General features: G+C 41.3%; 22 protein-coding genes, 1 pseudogene and 1 riboswitch. Of the genes and pseudogenes, 16 read left to right on the top strand and 7 right to left on the bottom strand.

The window, feature by feature from the left end; translation table 11 throughout:
• Positions 1 to 33 precede the first annotated feature (33 nt).
• Positions 34 to 456, top strand: coding sequence for an IS200/IS605 family transposase (gene tnpA, locus AWM76_RS02280; RefSeq protein ID WP_060779321.1), 423 nt, complete (start codon positions 34 to 36; stop codon positions 454 to 456).
• 66 nt (positions 457 to 522) lie between these two features.
• On the top strand, positions 523 to 1365 hold the full coding sequence (locus tag AWM76_RS02285; protein ID WP_081453847.1) for a glycosyltransferase family 8 protein: 843 nt from the start codon (positions 523 to 525) through the stop codon (positions 1363 to 1365).
• A 158-nt stretch (positions 1366 to 1523) separates the two neighbouring features.
• On the opposite strand, the gene AWM76_RS02290 is transcribed toward AWM76_RS02285, so the two are convergent.
• A complete protein-coding gene (locus AWM76_RS02290) occupies positions 1524 to 5477 on the bottom strand; it encodes an FtsX-like permease family protein (protein ID WP_003143680.1) in 3954 nt (1317 codons plus the stop codon).
• Positions 5478 to 5490: 13 nt separating this feature from the next.
• Positions 5491 to 6192 carry an ABC transporter ATP-binding protein gene (locus tag AWM76_RS02295; protein ID WP_039936019.1) on the bottom strand — a complete coding sequence of 234 codons (702 nt, stop codon included), beginning with the start codon at positions 6190 to 6192 and terminating at the stop codon, positions 5491 to 5493.
• 179 nt (positions 6193 to 6371) lie between these two features.
• Between AWM76_RS02295 and AWM76_RS02300 the strand changes: the two genes are divergently transcribed.
• The gene (locus AWM76_RS02300) at positions 6372 to 6956 is read left to right on the top strand and encodes a TetR/AcrR family transcriptional regulator (protein WP_003143683.1); all 585 of its coding nucleotides are present in this window, start codon (positions 6372 to 6374) and stop codon (positions 6954 to 6956) included.
• A 116-nt stretch (positions 6957 to 7072) separates the two neighbouring features.
• Here the strand turns inward: AWM76_RS02300 and AWM76_RS02305 are convergent, their stop codons facing one another.
• A complete protein-coding gene (locus tag AWM76_RS02305; protein WP_174901032.1) occupies positions 7073 to 7462 on the bottom strand; it encodes a hypothetical protein in 390 nt (129 codons plus the stop codon).
• Here AWM76_RS02305 and AWM76_RS10340 point away from each other — a divergent pair.
• Positions 7444 to 7566: pseudogene (locus AWM76_RS10340) on the top strand (transposase); the annotation flags it as partial. The gene AWM76_RS02305 and the pseudogene AWM76_RS10340 overlap by 19 nt on opposite strands.
• 193 nt (positions 7567 to 7759) lie before the next feature.
• On the opposite strand, the gene AWM76_RS02310 reads toward AWM76_RS10340, so the two are convergent.
• Both AWM76_RS02310 and AWM76_RS02315 read right to left on the bottom strand, forming a co-directional pair.
• Positions 7760 to 8047 carry a YkvA family protein gene (locus AWM76_RS02310; RefSeq protein WP_106427291.1) on the bottom strand — a complete coding sequence of 96 codons (288 nt, stop codon included), beginning with the start codon at positions 8045 to 8047 and terminating at the stop codon, positions 7760 to 7762.
• 74 nt (positions 8048 to 8121) lie between these two features.
• On the bottom strand, positions 8122 to 8619 hold the full coding sequence (locus AWM76_RS02315) for a GNAT family N-acetyltransferase (RefSeq protein ID WP_003142197.1): 498 nt from the start codon (positions 8617 to 8619) through the stop codon (positions 8122 to 8124).
• Positions 8620 to 8852: 233 nt separating this feature from the next.
• Positions 8853 to 8943: riboswitch (TPP riboswitch) on the top strand.
• 184 nt (positions 8944 to 9127) lie between these two features.
• Here AWM76_RS02315 and thiM point away from each other — a divergent pair.
• The 12 genes from thiM (at position 9128) to AWM76_RS02375 (ending at position 23232) form a co-directional block, all read left to right on the top strand.
• Entirely contained in the window at positions 9128 to 9967 is an 840-nt protein-coding gene (gene thiM, locus AWM76_RS02320) for a hydroxyethylthiazole kinase (protein WP_003142195.1), read from the top strand.
• Positions 9967 to 10593 (top strand): thiamine phosphate synthase, encoded by a 627-nt coding sequence (gene thiE / locus AWM76_RS02325; RefSeq protein ID WP_039935308.1) that lies wholly within the window; start codon positions 9967 to 9969, stop codon positions 10591 to 10593. The genes thiM and thiE overlap by 1 nt, the downstream gene beginning before the upstream one ends.
• Positions 10594 to 11418: a bifunctional hydroxymethylpyrimidine kinase/phosphomethylpyrimidine kinase gene (gene thiD, locus AWM76_RS02330; RefSeq protein WP_003142193.1), complete on the top strand. Its 825-nt coding sequence runs from the start codon at positions 10594 to 10596 to the stop codon at positions 11416 to 11418. It abuts the gene before it with no gap.
• A 476-nt stretch (positions 11419 to 11894) separates the two neighbouring features.
• The gene (locus AWM76_RS02335) at positions 11895 to 13073 is read left to right on the top strand and encodes an ABC transporter substrate-binding protein (protein ID WP_003142191.1); all 1179 of its coding nucleotides are present in this window, start codon (positions 11895 to 11897) and stop codon (positions 13071 to 13073) included.
• 287 nt (positions 13074 to 13360) lie between these two features.
• Positions 13361 to 14518, top strand: coding sequence for an N-acetylglucosamine-6-phosphate deacetylase (gene nagA / locus AWM76_RS02340; protein ID WP_003142188.1), 1158 nt, complete (start codon positions 13361 to 13363; stop codon positions 14516 to 14518).
• Between the two features lie 440 nt (positions 14519 to 14958).
• The gene (locus tag AWM76_RS02345; RefSeq protein ID WP_003142187.1) at positions 14959 to 16185 is read left to right on the top strand and encodes a M20 metallopeptidase family protein; all 1227 of its coding nucleotides are present in this window, start codon (positions 14959 to 14961) and stop codon (positions 16183 to 16185) included.
• Positions 16157 to 17443 carry a M20 metallopeptidase family protein gene (locus AWM76_RS02350; RefSeq protein ID WP_003142185.1) on the top strand — a complete coding sequence of 429 codons (1287 nt, stop codon included), beginning with the start codon at positions 16157 to 16159 and terminating at the stop codon, positions 17441 to 17443. Before AWM76_RS02345 ends, AWM76_RS02350 begins: the two co-directional genes overlap by 29 nt.
• Positions 17436 to 18386, top strand: a complete 951-nt coding sequence (locus AWM76_RS02355) for an ABC transporter permease (protein ID WP_003142184.1) — start codon at positions 17436 to 17438, stop codon at positions 18384 to 18386. Before AWM76_RS02350 ends, AWM76_RS02355 begins: the two co-directional genes overlap by 8 nt.
• 85 nt (positions 18387 to 18471) lie before the next feature.
• Complete coding sequence (locus AWM76_RS02360) at positions 18472 to 19416, top strand: ABC transporter permease (RefSeq protein WP_003142183.1); 945 nt, start codon at positions 18472 to 18474, stop codon at positions 19414 to 19416.
• Between the two features lie 20 nt (positions 19417 to 19436).
• Positions 19437 to 21065: an ABC transporter substrate-binding protein gene (locus AWM76_RS02365; protein ID WP_003142182.1), complete on the top strand. Its 1629-nt coding sequence runs from the start codon at positions 19437 to 19439 to the stop codon at positions 21063 to 21065.
• A 23-nt stretch (positions 21066 to 21088) separates the two neighbouring features.
• A complete protein-coding gene (locus tag AWM76_RS02370) occupies positions 21089 to 22273 on the top strand; it encodes an ABC transporter ATP-binding protein (protein WP_039935303.1) in 1185 nt (394 codons plus the stop codon).
• An 11-nt stretch (positions 22274 to 22284) separates the two neighbouring features.
• On the top strand, positions 22285 to 23232 hold the full coding sequence (locus AWM76_RS02375) for an ABC transporter ATP-binding protein (protein ID WP_003142180.1): 948 nt from the start codon (positions 22285 to 22287) through the stop codon (positions 23230 to 23232).
• Positions 23233 to 23308: 76 nt separating this feature from the next.
• Here the strand turns inward: AWM76_RS02375 and AWM76_RS10795 are convergent, their stop codons facing one another.
• A complete protein-coding gene (locus AWM76_RS10795; protein ID WP_157832729.1) occupies positions 23309 to 23470 on the bottom strand; it encodes a hypothetical protein in 162 nt (53 codons plus the stop codon).
• 102 nt (positions 23471 to 23572) lie between these two features.
• Positions 23573 to 23977: an ATP-binding cassette domain-containing protein gene (locus AWM76_RS02380; protein ID WP_003142177.1), complete on the bottom strand. Its 405-nt coding sequence runs from the start codon at positions 23975 to 23977 to the stop codon at positions 23573 to 23575.
• Positions 23978 to 24406: the final 429 nt, after the last annotated feature.

The raw sequence follows: 24406 nt of genomic DNA on the forward strand, positions 1-24406 counted from the left end.
ATTGCTATAATGTAGTTAAAGAGGTGTTTACATGTGATTGTGAAAACAAGGACAAATGTCTATGATTTTAATTTCCATTTGGTTTGGGTAACAAAGTATCGTAAAGAAATATTTACAACCATTGAAAAACAAAACGCCATGCAAGATATATTGACGCATATTTGTGATGAACACGATATTGTCATCCAATCGCTCCAAGTAATGCCTGACCATATCCATATGTTGATTTCGTTCAACCCTAAGCATGCCGCAAGTAGTATCGTCAAAACACTTAAAGGGAAATCTGCCCGTCTATGGTTCAAAGCATATCCAGAAACAAAAGCAATGTTATGGGGTGGCCATTTATGGACACCTAGTTATTTCATGGCAACAGTAGGTAGTATGTCTAAAGAAACTGTTAAAGAATATATAGAAAATCAATTAACGGAATACAATGACGGTCGCCCTAGAACTTGATTCATCCATGTAATGAATTACACGGTTTTCTCAAGGGGCGACTTTAAATAAATAAATTGGAGGGTTATGCTCTTGGACGAACAGATTGAATTATTATTTACCATCGATGAAGGCTATTTAAATCCCTTAAAAGTGGCATTAACATCGATTCGTCAGAATAATCCAGGCCAAGCTTTCCGCATTTGGTTGATTCACGAATCGATTGCAATGGATACGATTCGCGAATTGCAGAAGCTAACGGATTATTTACAGTTTGGTTTTGAACCGATTAAAATTGATGGCAGTCGATGGAATAGCGCTAAAACTGAAGATAGGTACCCAAAAGAAATGTACTTCCGCTTGCTTGCGGGTGAAATATTACCTAAAGAAATGAAACGGGTGATTTATTTAGATCCAGATATTTTGGTGGTTAATCCTTTATTAGAGCTGTGGCAAACAGATTTAGAAGGCCATATGCTAGCAGCTGCTACACATGTTGGATTGACGGACGTTTCTACCCGAGTAAACCAAGTGCGACTTGACGTTGACCATGCTTATTACAATTCTGGTGTGATGGTGATTGATTTAGATAAGGCTAGAGAAATTGTCAAATGGTCAGATATTGCGCAAATGATTGAAAAATATAATCTGTTACTCTTCTTACCTGACCAAGATATTCTCAACCATCTGTATGGTAAATATACGAAGGAAATTCCCGAAGAAATTTGGAATTATGATACGCGTAAATATATGCGGTATTTTACCAAAAGTCTTACCCAACACGATATTCACTGGGTTATGGCCAATACCTCTATCCTGCATTTTTGTGGTGGCCCCAAACCATGGGACGATAAACATGACAACCGCTTTACCAGTCTTTACCTTAACTATCAAAACCAATTGAAGCGTATCGAATCGGTGATTAAATAATTTAAAATAAGTAATTTTCATTACCTATGGTGGTTAAATTCTTATTTATTATCGTCAAATCAGGCTTATACACTTTGGTATCCAATAAAAAATCCCCAGAAGTAAGCGTATGTCTGCGTACTTCTGGGGATTCTTTTTTTATAGGATAAATAATCCAATTAATCGACTGATTTTAATGCTTCTAGCATATCTACGTGTTGTAGACGTTTATAAATGATATAGGCGAGAACGGCTGTAATTGATCCGATAATAACAGCTGGAACAATAAAGCTTGTCGCTGCTAGTGCAGGGTTAAACATTACATCAGCAGGTGGAACGATTCGAATAATATATTGGTGGAGCAGTTCACCAATACCGAAACCTACTAGTATACCTAGGGCAGTTAAAACAATCGTTTCACGGTAAATATATAAGGTAACTTCATTATCAAAGAAACCAAGCACTTTGATAGTGGATAATTCACGCATCCGTTCAGAAACATTAATATTCGTTAGGTTATATAGGATAACGATACCTAGTAAACCAGCAACAACAATTAGAACAGTCATGATTTTATCCAATGAATGAACAATTGTATCGATTTGATTCATTAGGGTAGTGTTTTGTACTACACCGGCAACACCGTCTAATTCAATGAATTTTGCAGCTTGATTTTCTGTGTTGTTAATTGAATCATCTTTTAAGTTGACTAGATAAGCATTAGATTGGTAATCCTCACCGTAAATTGATTCATAAACTTGTGGACTAGCGAAGACAAAGTGACCAATATACATTTCTGTAATTCCTGATACTTTCATTTCACGGTCTTTACCGTTCGTATCTTGAAGTGTAATTGTATCACCCACTTCAGCGTCTACTAGGGTAGCTAGTCGTTCAGAAATTACTACACCATCATCAGGTAAGTTTAGCGTTTCATCAGAACCACGTTCAGTTAATTGAATATAGTCTGAAAATTCATCTAAGTTTTCTGGGGAAATTAAAGTGATATCTTGTGTATCGTTTTGTTTTCCACCGACAGTTGTTAGCTCTTGATATGCTACTTCACCGAATTGATCAATGTCTTGAGAAGATAAAGTATCCTTAATCTCATCATTTTGTTGATCAGAGACATAGTCATTTTCTGCTACAATCATATCGTAATGGATTAATTCACCAAATTGACGTTGGTTAATTTCACCGATAGATGATTGTACGCTAAGCCCTGAGAATAATAAGGCAGTAGCGCCGGCAACACCAAAGATTGTCATTAGCATCCGTTGTTTATAACGGAAAATGTTTCTTGCTGTTACTTTGTGGGTGAAGGACATCCGGTTCCAAATTGGTGTAATTCGTTCTAATAAAATCTTAGATCCAGCACTAGGTGCTTTTGGTAAAAGCAGTTGCGCAGGTTGTTCTTGTAATTCTCTCTTCGCTACTAAGTAGGCTGGTAAAACAGCCGCTAATAAGGCTAAAAGAATGGCAACCAAGGAAATTGCCCAATGGAAGTGTAATTCAATGGGTGGCAAGGTATAGCTTGCACTATAAGCATTGTAAACAATATAAGGGAGTAGGGTGTGTCCTAAGATAATCCCTAAAATAGTACCAGATAAGCTGGCGGTTAAACCGTAGAAAGTAAATTTCTTAATAACGTCTTGGTCATCATAACCTAGGGCTTTCAAGGTACCTGATTTAGTCCGTTCTTCGTCTACAAAGCGTGTCATGGTAGTAAAGGTAACGAGTGCAGCAATGAAGTATAAGAAGATTGGGAAGATATTTGCTAGGGAATCTACAATATTTGAAATGGTACTGTAGATTTTATACCCCTCGCTACCTGGAATCTCCCGACGACTATTTACGGAATAAGTTGGTAAGGATAAATTATCCACCATTTCTTGTGCTTCGGCTAGTTCATCTTCTTTGTCTGCTATCTCATCTTCAGCATCCGCTTTAGTTTTAGCGAATTCAGCGGCTTTATCTTCGTATTCTGCCTGACCCTCAGCAAGACTTTCTTTGGCATCTGCAATTTGGGCTTCAGCATCCGCAGATTCAGTTGCTAATTGGTATTCTGCTTGGGCTAATTCCGCTTCTTTATCAGCTAATTCCGCTTTTGCTGCGGCTAACTTATCTACATTCGCTTGGTATTCCGCTGATTTTTTATCTAATGTCTCTACACCAGCAGTCCATTGTGCTAGACCCTCATAGTAAGTATTTAAACCGTCATTATAAGATTGGATACCGGCATTGTATTTGGATAAGCCATCTTGGTATGCCGCTTCTTTTTCTTGTAAGAGGGCTTCATTCTCGCTTAAGCTAGCAGTTGCTGCTTCAATTTGAGCTTTACCATCATCAATTTTGGCTTGATTGCTAGATAATGCTGCGTTACCATCACTTAATTGTTTGTTAGCAGTATCTAATTGTGCTTTAGCACTGTTTAATTGTACTTGGCCAGCATTTAGTTGACTTTTAGCACTTTCTAATGCTGATTTCTGTTGATCTAACTCAGCTTGACTAGCCTCTATTTTTGCCATTCCAGGAGTATAGGTTGAATTCATAAAGGATTCATATTCACTTTGGCTAGCATCTAATTTTTCTTGTAGGTCAGCAATTTGTGCTTGTAGCTCAGCAGTATCAGCTTCATTTAAATCGCCTGCATCTAGTTTATTTTGTAGACTAGTGATTTGTTTTGTTAAAGCTTGGATACCCTTTTCATAATTTGCTTTTCCATTTGCCAATTCTTGATTGTTTTGATCAAGTTGATTTTGTGCGTTTGCTACTTGACTGGCTTTTGCTTCATAGTCAGCTTGTTTTTCCTCTAAAGCATTTAAGTTTTTCGTATATTCACTATATTTGTTATCATACTCAGCTTGTTTGTTATTGAGCGTTTCTTTGCCTTTGGCGATTTCTGCCTCGGCACTATTTATTTGGGCTTTCTTTTCAGCTAATTGACTATAGCCATTAGCAATCGCCGTTTGCCCTTGATCTAATTGGCTTCTTGCGGCAGTTAACTGACTTTGGCTATCATTTAACTGTTTCTTTACTTGGCTTAATTTAGCTTTACCATCTTGTAGTTGGTGCCACTTTTCGTCCAATGTAGCTTGCCCATTAGCTAATTGCGCTTTAGCAGCATCTAATTGTGCTTGACTATCATCAATTGTAGCATGGGCATTCGCAATTTGATTAGCACCATCATTAATTTGTGCAGTGGCGTCAGCTACTTTAGTGTCTAATTGATTTTGTGCATCTTCAATTTCAGCTTGCCCATCAATTAATTGTTGTTTGGCATCATCTAGTTGTGCTTGTCCATCTGCCAATTTCTTCTTGGCATCATCAATTTGTTTTTGGCCATCATCAATTTCCGATTGATAATCATTTTTAATTGTTTCAAGACGATTTTCTGGTTGGTTTGCTAAGGCAGTATCTAAATCATCTTTGTGGACTTGAAGTCTTTCAGTGTAAGTGTCTGAGTAAGGATCGACATCAATTAAATCATCGAATCGTAGTCGAGCTAGCATGTAGACATCTGAATCAAACGCAGATTCAGGTACAATCGCGTAACCCTTTAAGGCGCCAGTTCCGGCTGTAGAAGCACCTCGGTTTAGATTGGATAAAATTTCACCAGAATAAATAAAACCAACAATTTCATAGGTGTCTTCTTTTAGAACGGTATCACCAGAGGCATCTGCCTGTTCTGACAGGTAAATTTTATCACCTATTTGATATTGATCATCAAAGCTTGCATCTATCGCTATTTCATTACTTGCTTTAGGTAATTGACCTTCCACTAATTCATAATCAGAGATATCTTCTCCCATTGAGAATACGCGAATAGCCGTATGGCTATCGTCAATAGTGACATCTTTTAAATAGCCATATTCAATATCTGCCAAGCCCGAGGTTTTATCTAAGATCTCAACATCATCATCATCAATCCCCATTGAACCAATTACAGTAATATCTGAAACGTTTAACTCGTCAAAATAATGTTTACCAGTTGCTCGCATATTTGGTCCAGTGACTTTTAAACCAATTAAGGCAAAAGAACCTATCAACATTAACCCCATGATAGAGAAAAATCTACCCTTTGATTTAATGATTGATTTTCGAATATCCTTCCATAACATTTTCTTTTTCATGTTTATTTGTCACCTACCATTCGATATCTGAGATATTTTCAGGTGCATCGTTTACTTCAATGGATTCCACTGTAGCGTTACGCATGTGAATAACTCTATCAGCAATAGGTGCAATGGCTGCATTATGTGTCACAATAACTACAGTGGCACCGTTCTTGCGACTCATATCTTGTAAAATTTGTAAGACTTGTTTACCTGTTTCAAAGTCTAAAGCACCTGTTGGCTCATCACATAGTAAGATTTTTGGTTTTTTAGCAACCGCTCTAGCGATCGAAACGCGTTGTTGCTCACCACCGGATAATTGTGCAGGGAAGTTATTGATACGCTCACCTAAACCTACACCCTCTAATACCTCGATAGGATCACTCGCATCTTTAACTATTTCAGAAGCCAACTCTACATTCTCCTTAGAAGTCAAGTTAGGCACTAAATTATAAAATTGAAATACGAAACCGACATCCTCTCGGCGGTATTTAGTTAATTGCTTTTTGTTGTAAGAAGAGATGTCATTGCCATCAATGATGACCTGACCTTCATCATTTGTGTCCATTCCACCAAGAATATTTAACATTGTAGACTTTCCGGCACCGGATGACCCTAAAATAATGGCTAATTCACCTTTTTCAATTGAAAAATTCACATCATTATTCGCAGTGATGACATTCTCACCCATTTTATAATGTTTAGAACTATTAATAACCTCTATGTAACTCATTTTCATTTCCTTCCTTATAAATATAAAATGATTGTCCAAGTAAATGGACAACGTGTTGATTTATTTACTTGAAGAGTATATAATGATTGTGCAAGAGATTCAATAAACAAAATACAAAAAAGTGTTGATTTTATAACGAAAATTGTCAATTAATTTATTCAAAGAAAGTAGGATAATCAATGAGCCGGAAGATGGAAACAAAAGAAAGAATAAAAGCAGCCTTTATTGATTTAGTACATGAAAAGGGATTTGAAGCGATGACAGTGAGTGATATTGCCAGAAGATGTGCCATCAATCGTGGAACCTTTTATCTGCATTATGTAGACAAGTATGACTTAATGAATAAGTTAGAAGAAGAAGTGATGTTTGACCTAGAGGCGATTATTTTAAAGGATTCGGGTCAAAAAGAAGACGAAGAATCTTTAGAATTGATTCCTTATGATGAAATTTTAGAAGCCTTAGTTTATGTTAAAGGTGAGTTTGACTTTGTAAAAGCGATTGCCAGCCCAGGTGGGGATCCCAATTTCATGCAAACCTTAAAGTCTATTATTGGACAACTGATTGATATAAAGGTGAAGCAGTCTAATCGAGTTAAGTTTGAGAAACTAGACGTTCCTGAAGACTATGCGATTGAAATCTTACTATCATCAATTGTGGGGATTATGACTTTGTGGATCAAAAAAGATGGAAAAGAGTCACCGGAAGAAATTGCGCATATGATTACCAAAGCAAAACTATTGTCGCCATATGAATTGTTGTTATAGATAGATATTTGGAAAAATGGGCGGCCATTTATTGGTTAAATTGTTTGGAAGAAAAAAGTATCAAAAATAAAGTCAGTGAACCATAATAAATGTTCTCACTGACTCTATAGTCGTAATTAATGGATATGTTGACTAAAGAAATTAAGTTGATCAAGGTTACATTTTCTAGCAATAGATGATTTTTGATCGATGTGAAATACATGATTTAGTTCAGAACCATCAGGGTTTCGATAGATTTTAAAGTAGACTTCATTCCCTTTAGAAATTAAAAATTGGCCAAACTGGATACCACTTTCTTTCAAGAAATCATGGCTTGAAGTCATGACAAAAGCGGGCGGAAAATTTGAGGTGATATATTGTTCAACGGGTAACTGAGCTTTCAATTGATCAGACATTTTTCTATCAAGGTAATAAGGGAAATCATCAGCTGAACCGATATTATTGCCGATGTAATAGGCACCACAACTTAGACCAACAGCGTTAAAGGGGTGGCCATTTATGGACACCTAGTTATTTCATGGCAACAGTAGGCAGTATGTCTAAAGAAACGGTCAAAAAGTATATAGAAAATCGATTAACGGAATACAATGACGGTCGCCCTAGAACTTGATTCATCCATGTAATGAATTACACGGTTTTCTCAAGGGGCGACTTTAAATAAAAATGTTATAGATCTAACACAACCACCAACGACTTAGTGCATACTAGCTTGTTGGTGGTTTTTATTTTGCCATAACCAATAAAAATAAGCCGTGATTCCCGGGGTAGTGGGTTTCACGGCTTTTAGGGGTAGGTATTTTAATCTAGTTGATCACTTTGTTTGGATCAAAGTCGGTGTGTGTATTGGCTGTTTGCGTAGCCTGTTTTTCGTTGTAGTTATCTAATAAGGACATGGCAATCGTCGTCAAGACACCAATTACAGCTGCATCATCCACAAATCCCAAAGGACCGAAGATATCTGGTAAGACATCAGCTGGGAAGACGGTATAAGCGAGTGCTAATCCAGTAATCGCCTTGATGTAGGTAGGTGTTTCCTTATTAAATAAGGCTTTGGCGAACTTGCTCAAGGTCATTTTTGATGTTTGTTTCATTGCGCACATCATCCTTTCTCCTGTCTATATATTAATGGGAAAAAGGGGTAGATGTATCCGTCCTAAGACCTAATTTAGGCACTTAACTTCGTTAAATCTAGGAACATAATTTGCATGTCTACATAACGACCGTCTTTCACTTGGAAACCGCCTGGAATCGTACCCACAATTTCAAAGCCAAATTTCTCGTAAGTATGGATAGCAGCCTTGTTTTCGGCCACAACCGCATTAAACTGAATTCCTCTAAAACCGCGTGCTTTAGCCGTTTCAATGGATTTTGCTACCAAGTCATTGATTAAACCTTGACCCCGGAAGGCTTTATTCACTGCGTAAGTCCCGTTGGCTACGTGACTTGCCCGACCTTCATTATTTGCTTTAATTAGGTAGTAGCCAGCAATCTGATCATCTACCAACAAGACGTTAACTTGGTCATAAGCAGCCAGTTTCTTCTCAAAGGCGGCGCTTGAATAGAGGTCTAAACCAGGGAAGGCGACACCGTCCACCAAAATATCGTTCCATATTTCTCTAAGAACTTCCGTGTCGACTTGTGTGTAATTTTTAAAAGTTTCCATACTTTTAGGCCTCCTATGAATTTGTATCGCATTCCCTTATTATACCCATACCAATCATATGCTTACAATAGTCCGTAAAAAATAGCATTCTTTAGAAAGACGATATGCCATCTATGGTTATGGTAGGTAAAGCATAAGACCGAAGGCTTAACTTTTTTAACTATTGTTCAAAAGTACCTCAAATTGAAAGGGTTGACATTCCTTTAAAAGATTGTTTGAATAGAGTTAATTCATAGAGACATTTGGGGTGCTGTGACAGCTGAGAATATACCCATGGAACCTGATACAGTTAATACTGGCGAAGGAAAATGTAGTAAATATTGTCAAAAATATGATTCATTTGGCTTTTTGCCTTGCTATCATTCATTTGGACGACTATTTCCCCCTTTTGTCGAATACTGACAGGAAAGGGGGCTTTTTTGTTTTCCAAAAGATAACTAGATAATTGAACACCGATGATATTTCACCATAATGATTTAAAAGATGCGATATTGAAAGGATTTAAAAGATGACAATCGATTTATATACATTAAAAGCTTTACCAACTTACGATAACCCCTTCCCATTAGCTAAAAGTCCGCTAATCCAGTGCTTGACCAATACTGTGACGGTGGAATCAGTGGCCAACGCCTTACTATATGTGGGGGCGGCACCAGTCATGGCAGACCAGGCGGATGAGATGGAAGTTTTCTTCAACCAAAACGACGGGGCCTTGATCAATATTGGGAGTTTATCGCCTGAAAAAATCCGCAACATTTTATTGGCTGCTAGAACAGCTGACGAAACAGACACGCCTTTCGTGCTGGATTTAGTAGGGGTTTCAGCCAGTCCCTTGCGTAACGACTTAGCCCAAGAAATCAGTGCATCCACACCCGATGTCATCAAGGGAAACTTATCTGAAATGCGGACCTTCTGTGGTTTAGGATCAACAGGACGAGGCGTTGATGCAGGGGCCGATGATCAAAGCGAGGCAGCCTTAGTAGAACTAGGCCAAGCCATGCAAGAATGGGTGTCAGACCATGCCGGCACAACGCTACTAGCAACGGGACCAGTAGACGTGGTCGCTGACGCATCAGGCATTTACTACTTGAAAAATGGCGTAGACAATCTTGGTCGCTTTACTGGGACAGGAGACATTGTCGGTGCCTTGACCACAGCCTTATTAGGAGCAGGTCAACCCGTCCTAGACGCGGTGATTTTAGCAGTATCTTACTTCAATTTATGTGGTGAAAAAGCAGACGCAACAACAAGAGGCCTAGCCGATTTTAGACAAGCAACATTGAATAACCTATCCCTATTGTTACAAGACGATGAATGGTTAACAGGTATCAAGGGAGGCCAACTATAATGGATTACAGTTTATACCTAGTCACAGCGGGTTTTGATTACCAAGAAGACGCCTTTTTACAAGTGGTTGAAGACGCGGTCAAGGCGGGGGTTACTTTGGTTCAATTCCGGGACAAAACGGCAACCAGCCGCGATGCTTACGCCTTAGCCCAAAAATTGAAAGCCATCACTGACCGATATGATGTGCCTTTGATCATCAACGACCGAGTGGACTTAGCGCTAGCGGTGGACGCAGCGGGTGTCCATATTGGCGACGACGAATTGCCGGTTGACGTGGTTCGGAAACTCATCGGGCCAGACAAAATTTTAGGGGTCTCAACCAAAACCTTAGCGCGGGCAGAAGAAGCCTACCAACAAGGGGCGGACTATTTGGGTGTCGGGGCCATCTTCCCAACAACCACTAAGGATTCTAGCCTAGTGACAGTAGAAACTTTACAGACGATCACCAGCCAAGTAGCCATCCCTGTTGTCGCAATTGGCGGCATCCACCTGGACAATATCAAAACATTATCCGGAAGTGGGATTGCGGGCATTTCGGTGGTTTCTGAAATTATGTTGGCAGATTCGGTGACACAACGCGTAAGGGACTTAAAAGCTGAAGTAGCAGATATGTTGGAGGTGGACTAAATGGTAAATTCAACACCACAAGTAGTGACAATCGCTGGGTCTGACTCAGGTGGGGGTGCAGGCATTCAAGCCGACTTGAAAACTTTCCAAGCTCGCAAAGCCTTTGGTATGTCGATTGTGGTCGCCTTGACTGCCCAAAACACCCTAGGCGTCCAATCGGCCTTACCGGTACCCTTGGACTTTATCGATGCACAATTTGCCTCATTGAAAGCGGACTTCAAAATCGGCGCTGTCAAAACAGGCATGTTATTTAACGGGGCTTATGTAGAGAATGTGGTTAAAAATCTGAAAGAGGTAGACTTTGGACCTTTAATCGTTGACCCAGTCATGGTGGCTAAGGGTGGTCATCAATTGTTGGACCAAGACGCCGTAGACGCCATTCGAAATAAATTACTCCCTCTTGCGACCTTAGTCACACCAAATATTCCAGAAGCAGAAATCATCGCTGACATGACCATCGAATCAGAAGCGGATATGTTGGCGGCGGGACTGAAGATACAAAGATACGGGGCTAAAAACGTGATTGTCAAAGGGGGCCATTCAAAAGCAGAACGGGCCAGAGACTTAGTTCTCTTTGAAAACGGGGAACAATTATGGCTGTCTAGTCCACGGGTCAATACAGAAAACACCCATGGGACTGGGGATACCTTGTCAGCCGCAATCGCAGCCGAATTGGCTAAAGGAACTGACTTGAAGGACGCCATCATTATCGGTAAGCAATTTATCCAGGGTGCCATCGCAGACGGAATCGACGTCGGCCATGGACACGGACCAACCAACCACTGGGCAGACTTGTCAGAGGATGTAGTCGTTGAAAGTGAATAAAAAATAAGAAAAAGGACCTAGACTAGGGACGAAAATGCAAACGCACCGTTCAAATCTGGGTCCTTATTTATTTAAAGTCACCCCTTACTAAATGTGATTTTTATCCTGATTTTAGGGCTCCTTTTCTTCCCAGGGTAGCTTTTTCTCACTTTTTTATCATTATCCTTTAATTAAGTGTTGCAATCTTGACCTTTTTAGTATAAATTAAAAATATATTAGAAAACGAAAGAGGCATCTCATTATGTTAAGTACAACACAAAATAATAAGCATATTGTCATTATTATTATTGATTCTAGGACTTAGGGAATTCGGCAGCAGCCAATTTCATATGTCCTATTTGTGTTGAAACACTAGATGGGACGTAAGCTTCCCATTTAGGGAGGCTTTTTTTATTGGTATAAGCAAATTTTTAGTCTACTTGATAAAGGTTTGTATTGTTGGTATTTATTGGTTGGGTTTGTTTTAGGAGGAAAATATGAATTTGAAGAAATTTGGTTTAACATTATTATCTGCAGCTACTTTAGCTGCTTGTGGTTCAGTTACACAAACAGCTAACAGCTCTTCTTCTGCGGGATCAGAAGATTCTGATGCGATTAACATCGGTGGGGACTTTGGTTTAACTGGATCAGCATCTGCTTACGGTTCTTACATCAATGATGGCGCTACACTTGCTTTTAAGGAAATTAATGAAGCCGGTGGTATTGACGGTAAAGAAATCAATTATGTAGTGACGGATAATAAGTCAAATGTTCAAGAGTCTGCCAATGAAGCTACTCGTCTGTTAGCAGAAGAAAACTTGTCCGTATTACTAGCGTCAGATATCGCAGCGTCAACAGAAGCAGCGATTCAACCAGCTGAAAACGCACAAGTTCCAATGATTATTCCTTCAGCAACCGTTGATGATTTAACATTGGATTCACAAGGAAATGTATTTGACTATGTGTTCCAAATTGCCTTCCAAATTTCTAACCAAACAGAAGCACTAGGTCGTTTTGCGGACGAGAAGGGTTGGAGCACGGCTGCCGTTTTACAAGATAACTCATCGGATTATGGTCAAAACTTAGCTTCTCAATTTGAGGAGGACTACTCAGGTGATGTTGTCATCAAAGAGTCATTCTTATCAGGAGACACTGACTTCAGCTCAATCCTAAACAACGTTAAAGCCCAAAATCCAGACGTATTATTCATCGCTGGTTACTACCCTGAAGGTGGGGCCATCGTGAAACAAGCCCGTGAAATGGGCATCGACGCTGCAATCTTAGGGCCAAACGGATTAGGTAACGATGAATTTATTAACCTAGCTGGCGCAGAAAACGTTACTGACTTCTACTATGCAACCATCTTTGTAACAGGAGAATACGGTTCAGACGCAGCCAACGAATTCGCAGAGAGATACCGTGCAGAATTTGACACAGAGCCAGACTTGTTCTCAGCGGGTGGTTATGACGCAGCCCGCTTAGCAGCTGACGCCATTGACCGTGCCGGTTCAACAGACCCACAAGCCATCCGCGACGCCCTAGAAGAAACCCAAGACTTTGAAGGGGTAACAGGAAACATCTCATTCGATGAAGACCACAGCCCAGTAATGGACTCATTCGTAGTAGGCTACACAGAAGGTGAAATCTCATCAGTAGAAGCCGTAACAGCTGAATAAGCCCTACTTTTTTGACAAAGGTTAACAAGGCCAAGTTGGGTCAATCAATATTAGTAGAAGAGTCGCGATGTTCATATCGTGGCTCTTTTTTTGAGTACAGCTAATATCTAATATTTCAAGTTAATTCTACACATAGCTTCTGAGACCTTTTCACGGTATGCGAAACTCGATTGATTCTCATAGGATGATAGGATCAAGTAGCGTATAATATATAATGGATCAACAAATCAAATTGAAAATGTATAATGTGAATGTATATTGTATATAGAAAGAAAGTGTAGGACGTCTTGATAGAAGAAAATAAATATTATATCTATGCAGATCGGATTATCTTAGCGGATGAAGTAGTAGAAAAAGCTTATTTAGAGGTTCATGACGGTAAGTTTGGCTATGCAACTTTAGAGAAACCCCTAAAAGGTGAGGTTAAAGATTACACGGGCTATACGGTGGCGGCTGGTTTAGTGGATACCCATATTCATGGTTTTCACGGGGCAGATGTGATGGATGATGATTTTGAGGCGGTTCAGACTATGTCTAAAGGTCTGCCATCAACAGGTGTGACAGCCTTTTTGCCAACAACCTTAACTTCTTCTGCTGACTTATTGACATCAGTTGCTGGTAAAATTGGTGACCACTACGAGGAAGCTGAGGGGGCGAAAATCCTAGGCATCTTCTTTGAAGGACCCTGGTTCACGGAAGAGCACAAGGGGGCACAAAACCCAGCCTACATGGGCGATCCTGACTTGGGTCAATTTGAAATCTGGCAGTCAGCGGCTAAAGGTTTGATCAATAAAATTGCCCTAGCGCCAGAACGGCAAACGGCCAAAGCTTTCACAGAAACTATCACGAAAGAAGGTGTACGAGTAGCCCTAGCACACTCTTCTGCTACCTATGAAGAAGCGACTGCAGTTGTAGATGCGGGTGCTAACATTTTCATCCATACTTATAACGGCATGTCTGGTTTACACCACCGCAATCCTGGAATGGTTGGGGCAGCGATGGCAACGGATGATACCTATGCGGAAGTAATTTGTGACGGGAAACATATCCATCCAGGTGCAACCAAAGCCTTGGTGAAAGCCAAAGGCTGGGACAAAACGGTCTTAATTACAGATGCTATGTCAGCGGCAGGCATGCCGGATGGCACCTACCAATTGGGTGAATTCCCGGTTATTGTCAGAGATGGTGAAGCGCGACTGGCGTCAGGTAATTTAGCCGGGTCAGTTTTGACCTTGATTCAAGCGGTTAAGAATGTGGTTGAATGGGGCGTTGTTGACAGTGAACATGCCCTGCGGATGGCGTCACAAGTGCCAGCAGCCTCTGTTGGTTTAGAAGACCAAGTTGGCGTAATTGCACCTGGCCGTGCGGCAGACTTTATTGTGGTTGATGCTGATATAAACCTAAAAGAAACTTACCTAAACGGTGTTTCTGTATTTCAAGCCTAAATAATAGATTTAAAAATGAGTTTGTGCAGTGGAACGATTTTCTGCGAACCTCCAATTTTTGCACCAAGCTAGTTGACATGAGTCGGCTGGTTTGGTGCTTTTTTGTTTGTAAAAAGGCAAAACTCTTGCAAACCTATCTAGTCAACTCTTAATAACATGTAACATTTTGTAACATAACTTGTCACAATTGTGAGCAAATTCGCCTTTTGACTAGAACAATTGGTAAAATTTTTCAACCTTTCAAAAGCTTGGTTTTATCGTGAAAACGAATGAAAATGAGAGTTCGATGATAAAAATGTGCTTGCACATAAATTTTTTTCAATCTATAATCTAGTCATCAGTTAAGAAATCTTACACTTATGACAATGAATGTTAAGTAATGTAACATATAACGTCATAACAGTATAGATAATCAGACAAGAAAATTAGGGGTGGAGAAGATGAACCAAGAATCCAATCATCATACTTTGAATTATCAAGCGTATGCCAGTGAAACATTCGAACATTTACACCGTCATCCAGAAATATCTTTTCATGAATACCAGACCAGAAAGTTTATACGCCAAGAACTAGAAAATTTTGGCTATACCGATATTGAAACAGATGTTGGTGGCGGTGGGGTGATCGCCAGACTTAAAGGTGACAAGCCAGGTCCGACTATTGCCTTTCGGGCCGACATGGATGCCTTACAAATTCAAGAAGAAACTGATTTACCCTATAAATCAGAAATTGACGGGGTCATGCATGCTTGTGGTCACGATGCCCACACGACAATTTTGCTGACGGCTGCCCAGTACTTGATTCAATTAAAAGAAGAAATTGCTGGAACATTGGTATTCCTTTTCCAACATGCGGAAGAAGTGAAACCAGGTGGTGCCAAGTCCATTATGGCATCCGGCGCCCTAGACGATGTGGATAAGATCTTCGGCCTTCATGTGTCAGGCGAAAAAGCCTTTGATGGCACCATCTCTTACCACGAAGGGTTTGCGACCGCCAATTCAGATACCTTCGCCATCGAAGTCCACGGGAAAGGTGGTCACGCAGCCACTCCCCACCAAAATGTAGATGCGACTTTAACAGCTGCGTACTTAATCCAGCAATTACAGTCCATTGTCTCCCGCCATAAAAACCCTATGGATCCTGGTGTTGTGACAATTGGGAACTTCCATGCTGGGAACGGGGTGGCCAATGTCATGGCCAACGTTGCTAGCTTAAATGGGACGATTCGGACTTATAATCCTGACTTACGTGCCCTTGCAAAAAAAGATTTATTCTCCCTATCTGAAGATATTGCGGCAGCCCACGGTGCTTCAGTTAAGATAGATTTCATTGATGGCTATCCAGCCCTCTACAACCATCCAACGGAAACGCAAACAGTAGTTGATATCTTTAAAGAAAGATTTGGCCAAGACATGGTCAATGAAAAGCCAGCTAGTATGGGTGGGGAAGATTTCGCCTACTACGTCCAAAAAATCCCGGGACTTTTCTATTTTATTCCAGCGGGTGCCCGTCCTGACGGCGAGAATTACCCCCATCACCATCCAAAATTTGAAATTGACCAAAGATGTCTCATGTTGGGATTAGAAACCATCTTAACTATTGTCAATCATTATGTCATCGAAAGTGAGGTTGAAGCCTATGTTGAAAGCAGATATAGCGAGTACTAGTAGAATCGAAAGTGAAGTCAGCCAAGCCACGGCAGCCCTTTTGGCCAAATGGTTAAAACATGCAGCGTCTATTGAATCAGACGTTGTCCAAGTCCGACGCCATTTACACCAAAACCCTGAATTATCTTTTGAGGAGGTAGCAACAGCCAATTTCGTTTATATGGAATTGTTGTCAGCCAAAATCTTTGATATCGACCGGAATGTGGGTGACGGCTACGGAATTGTCGCACGGGTTCATGGGGCTAAACCGGGTCCAACCATTGCCTTAAGGGCAGACATGGACGCCTTACCCATTAGGGAAGAAACAGATTTACCCTTTGCGTCGGAAAATACAGGTGTCATGCATGCTTGCGGCCATGATATTCATACCGCAACACTTTTAGGAGTGGCTCAAGTCATCCAAGCCCACCGCGATGAATTTGCGGGCACGGTCGTCTTCATCTTCCAACACGCTGAAGAGAAGAAACCTGGCGGGGCTAAAGCCATTGTAGATGCTGGTTACTTGGCGGGTGTGGATGCAGTATTTGGTCTCCATATTGACCCTTCAAAAGAGGCCGGCACTGTCGGTTATTCACTGGGTTATGGGTCAGCTGCTTCAGATGCCTTTGAAATCAAAATTCAAGGTCGGGGCGGTCACGCATCATCTCCACATACAGCTATTGATTCGGTGGTGATTGCTGCTGAAACGATCGCTAACCTACAAACTTTAGTATCCCGGGTGTCCAATCCCATTGAACCGTTAGTGGTGACTGTTGCGGGGGTAGACGCTGGTATGGGCGCGCCAAATATTATTGCCGATACAGCGACTCTTGTCGGTACAGTCCGGTCCTCTTCGCCAGAAGGTCGGGCCACAATCAAGGACCAATTCATTCAAATCGCTGAGATGACAGCAGCCATGCATGGTGGATCAGCCAGTGTGGATTATGAAGAGGGTTATCCAGCCATTCAAAACACCGCAAGCATCGTGACTGACTTAGTGGCCGCCATCGACTACTCAGCCGTTTTCACAGAGGTTATCGAAAATACGGCTGCAACAGGCGCTATGATGAACGGTGAAGACTTTGCTTACTACCTTGAAGATACACCAGGGGCCTTCTTCACTGTCGGTTGTGACTTCCTGGAAAAGGACAAGCAAGGTCAAGCTAGCTATCCTTTACATAACAGTAAATTCGTCGCCAATGAAGCTTGTATCCTAAACGCTATGTCGCTATTTCTGGTTATTTTAAGTCAATATTTAAAGGTGGTGCCTCATGATTAAATACCTCAGCAAACGATTACTACTAATTGTGCCAGTCTTGTTGATTATCTCCATTTTAGCCTTCGCCATGATTCAAATGGCGCCAGGTGACATTGCCGATTTATACCAATCACCGGATGCCACCCCTGAACAAATAGAAATGATTCGGGAAAACTTAGGGTTAAACGATTCAATTGTGGTCCAATATTGGCGGTGGTTAAGCAACCTATTTACAGGCGACTTAGGTTTCTCATTTAGAACGAGAACAGCCGTTACAGGTTTAATCGGTGAAGCGCTCTTACCAACTTTACAGTTGATGTTTGGGACCTTGATTGTTGCCTATATTGTGGCTATTCCATTAGGGATTTATGCAGCTAACCATAAAAATACCTGGATTGACCACTTATTGACGACTTTTTCTTTTGCCGGTGTGTCTATGCCTAATTTCTTCTTAGGGATGCTATTGATTTATTTCTTTTCTGTGGAATTAGGTTGGTTACCCATTGGTGGGATGGAAAACTTGTCCGGAGATATGACTTTCTGGCAGGCTCTTTCTTACTATGTATTACCTACTTTAGTATTGGGAGCGTCGTATTGTGCCAACATGACCCGGTATGTCCGGTCAACCGTTATTGGGATTAACGAACAAAACTATATGCGGACAGCAGTTGCTAAAGGGCTAAAAGAAGAGGAAATGATCAAGCGTCATACCTTGCCAAATGCCCTAGTGCCGATTTTAACCGTTATTGGGTCTGATATTCCCCGTTTAATCGGTGGGGCAGTCGTAACGGAACAAGTATTCCGCTGGCCAGGGATTGGGTCATTGATGATGGCGTCTATTAATGCACGGGACTATCCAGTCATTATGACTATTACCTTGATATCAGCCTTTGCCGTATTAGCATGTAACTTATTAGTAGATGTATCCTACGCTTACGTCGATCCACGTATTCGTTACGAATAAACATGACAGTGCGAGAAGACACCGAGATGATTCCTTTCTTGGCGTCGGCTCTTACACCTTAACAGGAATTTAGGAGGGGAAAGAGATGGCTGAAGACCACTTATTTAAAGCGACTTATGCGAGTCCAAAAGATTTTATGGATCAACATATGCTTGCTCATGAGACACAAAAAACAGATACAAGCATCAAGCAAACTGGCTACTGGACTATTATTTGGCAAAGGTTTGCCCGCAACAAGGCGGCTGTATTTGGTCTAATTTGTTTTACCATTTTATTAGGCGCAACAATGTTTGCAGGGGTAATCGCCCCCTTTAATCCAGATGAAATTGTAGGTGGGTTTCTAGAAGCACCAACTGCTACTCACTGGCTAGGAACAGATGAAATTGGCCGAGATGTATTCTCTCGTTTACTTTATGGTGGCCAAGTCTCTATGTTTGTTGGGATTGTGTCGGTGCTGATTTATGCAACTATTGGGACTAGCTTAGGTTTATTAGCTGGATTTCTAGGCGGTGTTTGGGACTTTTTAATTATGCGTTTAACTGAAGTGATTATGTCCTTCCCTTATTTCTTAGTAGTCCTAGTTGCAGTTGGAATCCTTGGACCATCTATTTGGAACGTGACGATCGTGATCGGTTTATTTGGTTGGGCACCGCTTTGTCGAATAGTCCGGGCAGAAGTGATGAAACTAAAAGGTGCTGATTATATTCAAGCAGCCGTTGCTTCCGGTTATTCAACAAGCAACATTGTCTTTAAGCAAATCGTTCCAAATATTTTGTCACCAATTTTAGTCAATATGACTTTTGGGATTTCAACTTCTATTATCACAGAAGCTTCGCTTTCCTTCCTAGGTGTAGGGGTTGTACCACCTACTGCCTCATGGGGGAATTTGTTGACTGCAGCTCAGTCCCTATCGGTATTAACCATGCAATCTTGGCGGTGGATACCAGTTGGATTGGCCGTATTCTTAGCCGTTTTATCCATCAACTTTATTGGTGAAGGCTTACGTAGCGCAGTTGAAGGTGAGATATAAGACTGGGAGGAGGGAAAACCATGAAAATAAAACGATTATCACTAGTTATCGCAACAGCGACCGCCTTATTACTTGCGGCCTGCGGGACAGCCAATGATAGTTCAGTGGGTCTAACGACTGAAGTCCAAGCCCAAGAAACAAGCGCTACCGACAATACCCTTGATATTGGGACAACTAACACCATTTCCGGGTTTAACGTTTTTAACACCACAGACGTTGCCGGCCAATGGATTCAACGGTTCATGTACCCATCGTTACTAGACCAACCTGAAGCAGGCGTGTTTGAACCCAATGTCGCTTCAATGACCACAGAAGACAATTTAGTTTATACCATCACCATAAAAGATGACGTTGTTTGGTCAGACGGGACACCTTTTACAGCGGATGATGTGGCTTATAATTTCAATGTCATCGCCAATCCAAATGTTGAAACCTCTAACTCAGCCAATCTGAAGTCTATCGAAGGGTTGGATGATGCTGGTAAATTAGCGGAAGGGACTGAAACCATTTCCGGTGTTCAAGTCATTGATGACAAGACCTTAACCATTACCTTGAAAACACCCACTGACCCAGCTTACGTTTATGAAAACATTGGCTTTAAGATTATGATTGCCCCTAAGCATGTTGTAGAAAAAGAAGATATCTATAACCTGGGTTCTTCTGAATTTGCCACAAATCCGACTGTTTTTGCTGGTCCTTATAAATTCGTGAAATATGAGTCAGGATCTTACGTCAAGATGGTGGCCAATGAAAGCTACCACAAAGGCAAGCCAACTATTGAAAATGCCATCGTTCATATTATGGATTCAACCGGTATGGTGATTGCCCTTCAAGCAGGTGAATTAGACATGACTGCTGGTGGTGGGATTGCTTTGATTCCAATTTCAGATATCAAATTCCTTGAACAGAATGAGGACATCTATGTCGAATCTAACTACGGGACTTCAGTTCAGTTTATGTATATCAACAATGAAAAATTCGATAACGTCACTTTCAGACAGGCGCTTTTAGCAGCCATTGACCGTGACCGGATGGCAGACGGCTTATTGCAAGGGGAAGGGGAAGTTATTCCAACTACCTATACCTCAATTTCAGCCTATAAAGACCCGGACTTAGACCCAGTGGCCTATGACCCAGATCGTGCTAAAGAATTGCTAGCAGAATCAGGGTTTGATACTAGTCAGACCATTAAATTGGCCGTTCCAACAGGAAATGTTACCCGGATGAATGCCGCCAACTTGATTGAGCAAGACTTAGAAGCCATTGGACTAGATGTTGTCCAAACATCAGCCGACTTTACCACCCACGCGGCCAATGTGACAGCAGGCGACTACGACCTAGCTATGATGGGGTTAGCCTTAAACGTTGACCCAGACCAAGGCTCTTACTGGTCATCATCAGGGTCAAATCAAGTCAACATCAACGACCCAGAGCTTGATCAATTAATCAACAAAGGGGCATCACAAACCAACTTTGAAGACCGTTACGAAACCTACAAGGCCATCCAAGCCCGTTTCCAAGAACAAGCTTACCTAGTGCCACTGTATTCTGATTACCAATTCACCATTCAAACCACCGACCTGAATGGTGGTATCCAGCCATTCTGGTTTGGATCCCTAACAGATATTCAAGAATGGACCTTCAACTAGGCCACAGAAAGGATTTGATCGACATGCGCAACGACAAGATACTCGAAGTTAAAAACCTCAAAATTTCCTTTAAAACCCTAAACGGTGTTCTACCAGCTATCCGCGACGTATCCTTCTCCTTAAAAAAAGGGGAGACACTGGCGATTGTTGGCGAGTCTGGATCAGGGAAGTCTGTATCCACCAAAGCGATTACCGGTTTGCTGGGTAAGAACGTGACCAATATTGAAGGTGGCGAAATCCTTTTTAAAGGCCAAGACCTTTTAAAAGCTGGTAAGTCCGACCTAACCAAGATTAGAGGGTCTGAAATTGCCATGATTTTCCAAGACCCAATGACCTCACTTAACCCAGTAATGACAGTGGGCATGCAAATTGCCGAAGCCGTGATGGCCCATACCAAAGTCGATAAGAAGATGGCCATGCGCCGAGCCATCGACCTCATGGATAAGGTGGAAATTAAAGACCCAGAAACAAAGGCCTACCACTATCCCCACCAATTTTCAGGTGGGATGCGCCAACGGATCATGATTGCCATGGCCCTTGCTTGTAAACCAAAAATCTTAATCGCGGATGAACCAACGACAGCACTAGATGTGTCTGTTCAAGCCCGCATTATTGAATTGATCAACCAATTAAAAGATGAATTCGACACCTCAGTTATCTTTATTACCCATGATTTGGGCGTCGTGGCCAATGTGGCCGACCGAGTAGCTGTCATGTATGCAGGCCGAGTTGTTGAAACAGGGACTACTAATGAAATTTTCTACCACCCACAACATCCTTATACATGGGGCTTACTTGAAGCGACCCCAACCTTGTCGACAGAAGATGATAACTTGTATACCATTCCAGGTAACCCACCCAATATGGCCAAGCTGGCAGCGGGGGACCCTTTTGCCCCACGGAATCCTTATGCATTAGATATTGATTTTGTAAAAGATCCACCTATGTTCAAGGTCTCAGAAACCCATCAGGCAGCAACCTGGTTACTAGATGAACGAGCACCAGAAGTGACTTTACCAGTAGGTATTCAAGCGCGTTATGTGGTCTACCAAAGTATTTTAGACCGGGCTGAGGCTGAAAAAACGCTAGATGACCAAGTAGATATTAGTTCAGCTTACGGACTTGCAGCCTTTGAAAATGCCGACCCAACAAGCGGGCCCTATCTATATGAAGCATTAGCCGAAACTGTACCAACTTATGAAAGTTAGGAGGGGATTTGATGACAGATATTGTGTCAGTTAACCATGTGAAAAAGGTCTACGCTGAGGGGCGGGCGGAAGAAGTGATCGCCGTAAACGACGTGACCTTTACCATTAAGGCAGGGGAAACCTTTGGCTTAGTAGGTGAGTCAGGGTCCGGTAAGTCGACAACAGGGAAACTCTTGATGAAATTAGAAGACCTGAGTGATGGTGAAATCAATTTTTTAGGTCAAGATATTGCCCAAATTAAAGGACGCCGTGACCTATTAGCCTTTAGAAAAGACATCCAAATGATCTTCCAAGATCCCTTTGCCTCTTTAAATCCTCGGATGACAGTGGGAGAAATTATTGGTGGGCCAATGCGGGTCCATGGTTTGGTCAAAACAAAGCAAGAACAAGAAGCTGCTGTGGCCGAATTAATGGCTCAAGTTGGCTTAGACCCACTTTATGCTAATCGGTACCCACGGGAATTTTCAGGGGGGCAATGCCAGCGGGTTGGGATTGCTAGAGCGCTAGCCCTAAGACCAAAATTAATCATAGCGGATGAAGCTATTTCAGCCCTTGATGTGTCCATTCAAGCCCAAATCGTTAACTTGTTGAAGGAATTGAAAATCACCAATGATTTAACCTATTTATTCATTACCCATGATTTGTCTATGGTCAAATATATTTCTGACCGGATTGGTGTCATGTGCCAAGGGCGCTTGGTTGAAATCGGTACGGCTGATGAAATCTATAACAACCCCTTGCATGACTATACCAAGTCCTTGTTATCGGCGATTCCCACAGCGGATCCAGAGTCAGAAAAAGTTCGTCAACGACTTCACTTTGACGGATTAGCTTATAGTGAGGATCAATGGGCGGATTGTAGCCTAGTTGAAGTGGCTCCTGACCACTTTGTCTACTGTCACCCAAGCGAAGTGGCTGGCTACAAAGACCAGGTAAAACCGGCTTTGGCATTGGTATAAATATAGGTGCATACGAAAAAGGTGGTCTGGAATTTTTCCAGGCCACCTTTTTAATATTTTTCACGACATTATTTTCTTATTGAAGGAATTGTTGTTCTTCGACACTTGTGATTTTAGCGAAAGAATATGGACTATTTTCTTCTATAGTATATTCAGTATATTCTTCTACAGTGGTCGTTTCACCAGTGGCAATATCCACTCGTTGCAATCGCCATATAGCTTGTCCTGACGTTTCCAAAAACCATGATTCCTTCAGTCACTAAGACAAAAGCCATCAGCAGGAAATAGAACACTTTCACCCGTTTTAATTCGTCCGTGATTAAATTCAGTAATTTTATCATTAGCGATACACCTCCCACATCTTATCGGTAATCGACTTGCCTTCTTCTAAACGTAAATCTTCCGTATAGAAATCTTGAATAATTCGGCAATCTTTTAACATGACTACCCGGTCCACCAAAGTTTCAATCTCATTAATTTCATGGGTTGAAATTAAAACGCCACGTCCAGCCATCAACTTACTCGTGAAGACATTGGCAATTTCTTCTCTAGTAAAGATATCAATCCCAGAAAAAGGTTCATCCATAATGAGGTAATCCGAGTTTAAAGTTAGACCAAGCAACAAGTTCACCTTGGCCGTATTTCCCTTAGACAAGTGTGAAATCTTTTCATCAGGATTTAAATTGAAGAAAGTCACCAAGTCTTTAGCTAAGACTGGATCATAAGTACTGTAGTAAGTGGCCATAAAATCTAAAGCTTACCTAGCATGCTTTCGCGGTGAGCACAGGATGACCTGACGTATGTCATTCTGTTTGGTGTGCACGCCTTACAGAATGTATAGTCAGCCAAGCTGTATGGTTTAGAATTATCCACTCTAAAATTAGAATATTATTAATATTCACTTGACTTTTTAATTTGAACATTTTATTATGAGTGTAATCAAGTGAGAGACAGTAAAGATTAAGAGATAGGATCAACATTTCCAGAAAGTCTGTGGTTGCTGTGAACAGATAATGTCCCCTATGAAGACACGCCTTTACTTAAATGACACGTAGTCCGGTGGCACCGTTATAGCCAGACTAGCGGATAAAGACTAGTCAATGAGGTTATAAGTGTGAACTTATGACGAATTAAGGTGGGAACACGTTTCGGCGTCCTTGATCCAGTGATGGAT

The sequence above is a fragment of the Aerococcus viridans genome (assembly GCF_001543285.1).
GTDB lineage: Bacteria > Bacillota > Bacilli > Lactobacillales > Aerococcaceae > Aerococcus > Aerococcus viridans.

Excerpts from the sequence above, each read along its gene's own strand:
- AWM76_RS02285 (WP_081453847.1), top strand. The coding sequence starts at position 523 with ATGCTCTTGGACGAACAGATTGAATTATTATTTACCATCGATGAAGGC.
- AWM76_RS02290 (WP_003143680.1), bottom strand. The coding sequence starts at position 5,477 with ATGAAAAAGAAAATGTTATGGAAGGATATTCGAAAATCAATCATTAAA.
- AWM76_RS02295 (WP_039936019.1), bottom strand. The coding sequence starts at position 6,192 with ATGAGTTACATAGAGGTTATTAATAGTTCTAAACATTATAAAATGGGT.
- AWM76_RS02300 (WP_003143683.1), top strand. The coding sequence starts at position 6,372 with ATGAGCCGGAAGATGGAAACAAAAGAAAGAATAAAAGCAGCCTTTATT.
- AWM76_RS02310 (WP_106427291.1), bottom strand. The coding sequence starts at position 8,047 with ATGAAACAAACATCAAAAATGACCTTGAGCAAGTTCGCCAAAGCCTTA.
- AWM76_RS02315 (WP_003142197.1), bottom strand. The coding sequence starts at position 8,619 with ATGGAAACTTTTAAAAATTACACACAAGTCGACACGGAAGTTCTTAGA.
- thiM (WP_003142195.1), top strand. The coding sequence starts at position 9,128 with ATGACAATCGATTTATATACATTAAAAGCTTTACCAACTTACGATAAC.
- thiE (WP_039935308.1), top strand. The coding sequence starts at position 9,967 with ATGGATTACAGTTTATACCTAGTCACAGCGGGTTTTGATTACCAAGAA.
- thiD (WP_003142193.1), top strand. The coding sequence starts at position 10,594 with ATGGTAAATTCAACACCACAAGTAGTGACAATCGCTGGGTCTGACTCA.
- AWM76_RS02335 (WP_003142191.1), top strand. The coding sequence starts at position 11,895 with ATGAATTTGAAGAAATTTGGTTTAACATTATTATCTGCAGCTACTTTA.
- AWM76_RS02345 (WP_003142187.1), top strand. The coding sequence starts at position 14,959 with ATGAACCAAGAATCCAATCATCATACTTTGAATTATCAAGCGTATGCC.
- AWM76_RS02350 (WP_003142185.1), top strand. The coding sequence starts at position 16,157 with ATGTTGAAAGCAGATATAGCGAGTACTAGTAGAATCGAAAGTGAAGTC.
- AWM76_RS02355 (WP_003142184.1), top strand. The coding sequence starts at position 17,436 with ATGATTAAATACCTCAGCAAACGATTACTACTAATTGTGCCAGTCTTG.
- AWM76_RS02360 (WP_003142183.1), top strand. The coding sequence starts at position 18,472 with ATGGCTGAAGACCACTTATTTAAAGCGACTTATGCGAGTCCAAAAGAT.
- AWM76_RS02365 (WP_003142182.1), top strand. The coding sequence starts at position 19,437 with ATGAAAATAAAACGATTATCACTAGTTATCGCAACAGCGACCGCCTTA.
- AWM76_RS02370 (WP_039935303.1), top strand. The coding sequence starts at position 21,089 with ATGCGCAACGACAAGATACTCGAAGTTAAAAACCTCAAAATTTCCTTT.
- AWM76_RS02375 (WP_003142180.1), top strand. The coding sequence starts at position 22,285 with ATGACAGATATTGTGTCAGTTAACCATGTGAAAAAGGTCTACGCTGAG.
- AWM76_RS02380 (WP_003142177.1), bottom strand. The coding sequence starts at position 23,977 with ATGGCCACTTACTACAGTACTTATGATCCAGTCTTAGCTAAAGACTTG.